The sequence below is a fragment of the Chamaesiphon polymorphus CCALA 037 genome, assembly GCF_003003845.1.
Classification (GTDB): domain Bacteria; phylum Cyanobacteriota; class Cyanobacteriia; order Cyanobacteriales; family Chamaesiphonaceae; genus Chamaesiphon; species Chamaesiphon polymorphus.
Map to the genome: position 1 here is coordinate 1 of NZ_PVWO01000406.1, position 5428 is coordinate 5428.

The window sequence follows — 5428 nt, forward strand, 5'->3', positions numbered from 1 at the left end:
AAGCCTTTTAAGTGGACTTACAAAGGCAAACCATTGTGTAATTGAAATGCGTCTTTATTTATGCCGTCCAATACTAGTCCAGACGATCGCATTTGGGGGATTGGATTAGCTGCTGACAATCCCAACATTGCAAATCCTCATCTTTGGCAAGGCACCAATCTACTCGGCTTTGCATTGATGGAAGTTCGTTCTATCTTAACATTGGCCGATCGATAGAATCCATCCATTGCATGTAATCTTCTAAATTCCCCAGTTCTTTTGCGACTGCTTCAAGGGATAACCGCCTAAGAATATCTATTGTAACTGGCCTTTTTTCATCCCAAAAGATCGTAGAATCAAGAAACTCTAGTGCGGGAGTAGCCGTAAGTAATCCAAAAATAAATTTGGCTTCTTCCTCAGTTTCAAAAGACAAAAAATTCACTGTGTCGTCAAACATTACCGATTTTCCATCCAACGGTTTAACCAAGCAAAAATTTAGCTTCTTATAAAGACCAGAGATCGCTATCTTCCAATTCTTAAAAGAATACGAGCCAATCCCAAAGATTGAATATAGCGGTTTGTTTTTATAAATAGAACTCTTTCTGTTTATTAAATACTCTTGACGATCTAGCAAGTATTGCCATGTTTTAGGAGCTGTATTTTTAATAATACTTGTATCTTCACCTACCGATTTTTGCGTAATTAAAACAAGCTTTCGATAATCGATAGTTCTGCTATTACCGATATCGGAACTTTTTAAAAGAGGATATAAATAATCTTCTTCTAAAGAAGCTCTCTCTCCTAATCCATTTTGAAATAAATTATCGCCAATACGCACTAACTCCATTACTTTAGAACAATCATGCTTGACTCCAGACCGCCATAAATATTTTAAGTCCCGACCTGCTAAATGCATCCACTGCTCATACTTAACTGTGTTCCTAACGATCGATCCATCTCTTTCTCCAATTAAATATAATGGCTGTTCGGATTTTAGATCTGCATAAACCTTACAATCTGTATTGCTGTCTGCCTGTGTGGTAATAATACAAAGACAAGCCTCTACAGATGCTCCAAAATAAGCTTTTGCATCGATCGAATAGATATAACTAGAAAATCTATTTCCGGATTTCTGCTTAACTTGAAGTATAACCTTCCGTGCAACAGAATACTTACATAGTACGGCGATAGTGCCCTCTCTATTTGATAACCATTCAACATATTGTAGTAACATCCATTCGGAAATATCAAAGTTTCCCGAGCCAGTAATAGCTTCAATACCTCGTCTATTCTGAAAATTGGACTTTGAAGGAAGATTTTGACTATTAAGAATACTCAACTCACTGCTAGTAACCCAAGGAGGATTACCGATTATTAAAATATTATCAAATAGATTAGAAATAAGAGCTTGCCAATCCGTATCGAAGAAGTCCGAGCGAGATATGGTGGCATTCTCTGAATTTGGACAATCTGATATAGACAAGCTTGCTTCTTTAACATATAGTTCGTTTATATCTAATCCGATTACCTTTGCATGTGGAAATCGATCGAGTGATGCTCTGATAAAAGATCCTTTTCCACAGCTTGGTTCTACAATAAAATTCGGAGATATTTCATGGTTTGCTATAAGAGTTTCAACTACTTCTCTTGCAAGTTCATCTGGCGTTTGAAAATCACCGAATTGCCATTTTTCTATAGATTTAACCATGATTATTTATCGAATCCTGAATATCCCTGAAATACTGCCAGCTTGCTGGATAACTCTGCTGTATTGCAACCTCCATTGAAGTGCATTTGAAATCGTCAAATAGCCTTGATTCGGGGGTGAGTCTATAATTCTTTCAGCTAACTGATTTGCACCGATTTCATCAACTGGTAAGTTCCGCTCCATGATGAAGGCAATAATATCGTCATGATTACCTTCTCGATTCAAAATGTCTATAATACCTTTAGTTGTCTGAAAATCTGCTGTTTTGCTTCTATCTACAAAAATAGTATGCTGCATATTTAATCTTCCAGTCCTATTGGCAGAATCATCATATTTATCGTATACAAAAATCAACAGATGATATCCCAAGCCAAATACTTTTTGAGTTGCCGATCTGAAAGGACAAGAAGACTGTGGTTGCTTGACACTTGTTACTTTGATATCAACTTCCAGATCGGGAAGATCGATACCTGATGCTGAATTTCCTTGTTGAGAACTGTAGTTTTGAGCCAAATAAGCTATGAATTTATGTTCGAGATATGTGCCGACAGCTTTTCCGTCTGTTACGCCATACAGTACGGGTTCGTCGTAAAGAGATTCTATTTCAGCAAATTTAGCTGCTTCAGCACATAAATCTTCAATAGTTAATGTTGGCTTCATCCTTAATGTCAATTCACTTTATTGTTAGCCATATCTTATAGTACGTTAGTTTGCGTAAATCGGAAAACGCGGTTTAGGATTGCTATATATCGTGATGTTCGGTCATTTTTTGCAGAAACCGCATACCAGCGAAGATTTGCTCGATCCGCTCTGGAGTTAGCGAGCCGATATATTCGCCCAACTGCGATTTATTCACTGTAGATACTTGTGCAACGACTACGATACTTTGCTTGGGTAAATTTGCTTCACCTACTTCAAGCAATACATTACCCGGTGATTTTGCCCGCTTTGCATTTGTTGTCAAGGCACAAACAACCAACGTATCAAGGCGGCTGCGATTTAAGACATTATCCTGAATTACGACATGGGGATGGATAATGCCTGGTTCTGAGCCACTCGGTACATCTAATGCAACCCAGTATATATCACCTTGCTCGATTGCCATCTGTCCTCCACCAATTCACGTTGCTCTGTTCGCATTGGGATCGTAGAGCACGACATTTTCTTGCTCGTTGGGATCGTTACGTGCAACTAGGGCGCGAGCGGGTGTGGTGGCACTGAGATTGAATGGTTGATGTGGCACTCCGGGCGGAATAAAGATGAAATCCCCAGCTTCATTGATAATCGATTGCTTCAGCCCTTCGCCATAGCGGGTTTCGACTCGACCTTCAATTAAATAAATTGCGGTTTCATAATCGCGATGAAAATGCGGCTCGGCGGAGCTAGCTGGGGGGATAACGACTAGATTCATCGAAATTCCCTGCGATCCTGCCGTGGCGGCGGAAATGCCCACAAAATAAGGCAGCCGTTGGCGAGTCATCGTGTCAGTGTCGGGACGGACGGTGACAATCTCATTTGGTTGTGGATTTGTCATTGGGGACGCGATTCGATCGGTAATTGAGTTATCTTCCATAATCGAGAAATACCTCCTGATTTCATAGGCTTAGGATTAGTCTACAACACACTTTCCTGGAATGTTGCTGCTAAATTTTTTGAGCTAGCCGTCCATAATGTTCGAGATAAAATTCTGGCGAATTGGCGATCGATTTGACCGACGATCGCTGGCTTACGGCGGCTTGCCATTGCTGGATTCGCGCTAATCCTGGTGGCATTTGAAAGCCTCGGAAGTGCTCCAAAACATTTACTTGCTCGAACCACGGATAGAAAGTTAAATCGACTAAACTCAGCTCTGTTCCCAACCAATAGGGTTTGCGATCGGAAATTTTGGCTAATCCTTCGCGTTCGATAAATAACAACTGCTCCGTCAACTCTTGTAATAGTGCCGCTGGCTGGGAGTCGCGACCGTATAACAGTTTTCCGGTAGTAGCAAATAAGCGGGTATCGGCAAAGTTAATCCAAATTCGCGCTCGGGCACGATCGATCGGATCTGTAGGCAACAGTGGTGGATTGGGAAAGGTTTCCTCTAGATATTCATTGACGATCGCTGACTCCCAGACGCGATTATCGCCATGTTTGAGGACTGGTACTTTGCCATAAGGCGAGATTTCATGAAAGTTAGCGGGCTTGTTTTGCAAGTCGATTTCGATCGATTCAAAGGGAACGCTTTTTTCGAGCAATGTCAATCGCACTCGATGGGCAAAAGGACACAGAATTGCACTATAAAGTTGAATTTGAGACATAACAAAATTCCTCGATCTTCATATTTTATGCTGCTATCAGTGGTTGTGCCGCCGCTGCTTGTGCTGCTGCAACCAAAGATTCTGGCGACATAAAAGCGAGATATTTATCGACAATTTCTGGCGGTAATAACTCAAAAAGCAACTGATTTTCTACCCAAAATTCAATGACATCGAAGTAATTCTCGCCCCGACGACAATACAACATTTGCCAACCTTCACGAGTCGCGATCGAATTCAGTCGATCGATGCTAATTGGCACAGAAATAGCCGTATGATTGGCAGTGTAAATTAATGCTGCTGGATCGGGTTGGTGGTTGGCTGCTTCATTAACGATCTTGCCGGGGATTAACGTAGTACCTAATGGATGGAATTCAATCATCGTGCCATGAGTGTCTAAGGCTAGCGCGATGTAGCTACCAGGATGTTCGGGAAAGGGAATGGATTGTCCTTGCAATATTTCCGCAAAGACTTGGCTGACATGCAGTGGATTGTTTACGGCGGTTGAAATATGATAAATCATTAGATAAACTCCCTTAAAATTACAGTAGATATGGGTTTCGGATCCGCTCGACCCACGCTCAAGGATTAAATTTGTGTTCCCAGTGACGGCGTACTAAAGCACCATCACATCTGAGTTCTCTGCGCCGCTGGCAATCTCCCTCCAGTACAGTGCGTTCTTCCAGTTCGCCTGTGGCGGTAATTAACATCCGATCGCCTACCATTTGGTAATCGTAGATAGCGGGCAAACTATCCGCCCAGACACTTTTGTTGGTAAACACCAAACCGGGCTGTGCGGCATCGACAAACCAGTTCATCTGTCCCGATTCTGCTTTGAGCTGATATTCCCAAGCTAGCTTGATGCCGAATTCTGGCTGCTCCAGTACATGGATTTGGCTCAAGGTTGCTAGTTCTCGTTCGTCTAGCAAGCACAAGGTGACTTTGGCTAGTTTGGACATCCAGAGACCTTGAGAGCGCGACCAGAATTGATATAGCCGATCGTGCTCCAATGATTCGGCAGAGCCGACGCTGTGCGCACGAGCGGCGTGTTTGTCAAAGTCGTACATAAACACCCTCAACTTGTTATCAATGTTTTAATACATTGCTTCATCGACTCAGGATTTCTCGATGCGCTAGGGATGAGATCGCGATCGATAAACTCCGGCTGGACTAATTCATCGATTGCCTCGATACTTTGTCGATCGAAAACTTTTTCATAAAAACGACGCACGATCGCTTTATTTACTGCTGTAGATATCATAAATCTTCCTTGAATTTTCATTGGCTCGACTGGTTGACCTAAAATTTTAGCGATCGCTTCTGGTTACATCATCTGCAAATATTCTGGTGTAAATTCTGGCGAGAAAAACTCAAATAAAATTCGATTTTCGACTCAAAACTCGTTCGCGAAGTGTGGGCTTTGCCCAATCGCACTGAAGGGAAC

At 41.9% G+C, this 5428-nt stretch carries 8 protein-coding genes and 1 pseudogene; 1 reads left to right on the forward strand and 8 read right to left on the reverse strand.

The window, feature by feature from the left end; all coding sequences use genetic code 11:
* Window positions 1-75: 75 nt before the first annotated feature.
* Window positions 76-216 (forward strand): annotated as a pseudogene (locus tag C7B77_RS22975) (NADAR domain-containing protein); the annotation flags it as partial.
* On the opposite strand, the gene C7B77_RS22980 reads toward C7B77_RS22975, so the two are convergent.
* From C7B77_RS22980 to C7B77_RS23015, 8 genes are all read right to left on the reverse strand, one after another.
* Window positions 191-1687 (reverse strand): DNA methyltransferase family protein, encoded by a 1497-nt coding sequence (locus C7B77_RS22980; protein WP_106310396.1) that lies wholly within the window; start codon window positions 1685-1687, stop codon window positions 191-193. The pseudogene C7B77_RS22975 and the gene C7B77_RS22980 sit on opposite strands and share 26 nt — an antisense overlap.
* 6 nt (window positions 1688-1693) lie before the next feature.
* A complete protein-coding gene (locus C7B77_RS22985; RefSeq protein ID WP_106310399.1) occupies window positions 1694-2347 on the reverse strand; it encodes a type II restriction-modification system restriction endonuclease in 654 nt (217 codons plus the stop codon).
* Window positions 2348-2429: 82 nt separating this feature from the next.
* Entirely contained in the window at window positions 2430-2792 is a 363-nt protein-coding gene (locus C7B77_RS22990; RefSeq protein ID WP_106310401.1) for a type II toxin-antitoxin system PemK/MazF family toxin, read from the reverse strand.
* Between the two features lie 15 nt (window positions 2793-2807).
* Window positions 2808-3260 (reverse strand): cupin domain-containing protein, encoded by a 453-nt coding sequence (locus C7B77_RS22995; protein ID WP_219892251.1) that lies wholly within the window; start codon window positions 3258-3260, stop codon window positions 2808-2810.
* A 70-nt stretch (window positions 3261-3330) separates the two neighbouring features.
* Complete coding sequence (locus tag C7B77_RS23000) at window positions 3331-3987, reverse strand: glutathione S-transferase family protein (RefSeq protein ID WP_106310407.1); 657 nt, start codon at window positions 3985-3987, stop codon at window positions 3331-3333.
* A gap of 25 nt (window positions 3988-4012) precedes the next feature.
* Window positions 4013-4507 carry a hypothetical protein gene (locus C7B77_RS23005; protein WP_106310410.1) on the reverse strand — a complete coding sequence of 165 codons (495 nt, stop codon included), beginning with the start codon at window positions 4505-4507 and terminating at the stop codon, window positions 4013-4015.
* Between the two features lie 58 nt (window positions 4508-4565).
* A complete protein-coding gene (locus C7B77_RS23010) occupies window positions 4566-5051 on the reverse strand; it encodes a hypothetical protein (RefSeq protein ID WP_106310413.1) in 486 nt (161 codons plus the stop codon).
* Window positions 5052-5059: 8 nt separating this feature from the next.
* A complete protein-coding gene (locus C7B77_RS23015; RefSeq protein ID WP_146138466.1) occupies window positions 5060-5245 on the reverse strand; it encodes a nuclear transport factor 2 family protein in 186 nt (61 codons plus the stop codon).
* Window positions 5246-5428 lie beyond the last annotated feature (183 nt).

Excerpts from the sequence above, each read along its gene's own strand:
- C7B77_RS23010 (WP_106310413.1), bottom strand. The coding sequence starts at position 5,051 with ATGTACGACTTTGACAAACACGCCGCTCGTGCGCACAGCGTCGGCTCT.
- C7B77_RS22995 (WP_219892251.1), bottom strand. The coding sequence starts at position 3,260 with ATGGAAGATAACTCAATTACCGATCGAATCGCGTCCCCAATGACAAAT.
- C7B77_RS23005 (WP_106310410.1), bottom strand. The coding sequence starts at position 4,507 with ATGATTTATCATATTTCAACCGCCGTAAACAATCCACTGCATGTCAGC.
- C7B77_RS23015 (WP_146138466.1), bottom strand. The coding sequence starts at position 5,245 with ATGATATCTACAGCAGTAAATAAAGCGATCGTGCGTCGTTTTTATGAA.
- C7B77_RS22985 (WP_106310399.1), bottom strand. The coding sequence starts at position 2,347 with ATGAAGCCAACATTAACTATTGAAGATTTATGTGCTGAAGCAGCTAAA.
- C7B77_RS22990 (WP_106310401.1), bottom strand. The coding sequence starts at position 2,792 with ATGGCAATCGAGCAAGGTGATATATACTGGGTTGCATTAGATGTACCG.
- C7B77_RS22980 (WP_106310396.1), bottom strand. The coding sequence starts at position 1,687 with ATGGTTAAATCTATAGAAAAATGGCAATTCGGTGATTTTCAAACGCCA.
- C7B77_RS23000 (WP_106310407.1), bottom strand. The coding sequence starts at position 3,987 with ATGTCTCAAATTCAACTTTATAGTGCAATTCTGTGTCCTTTTGCCCAT.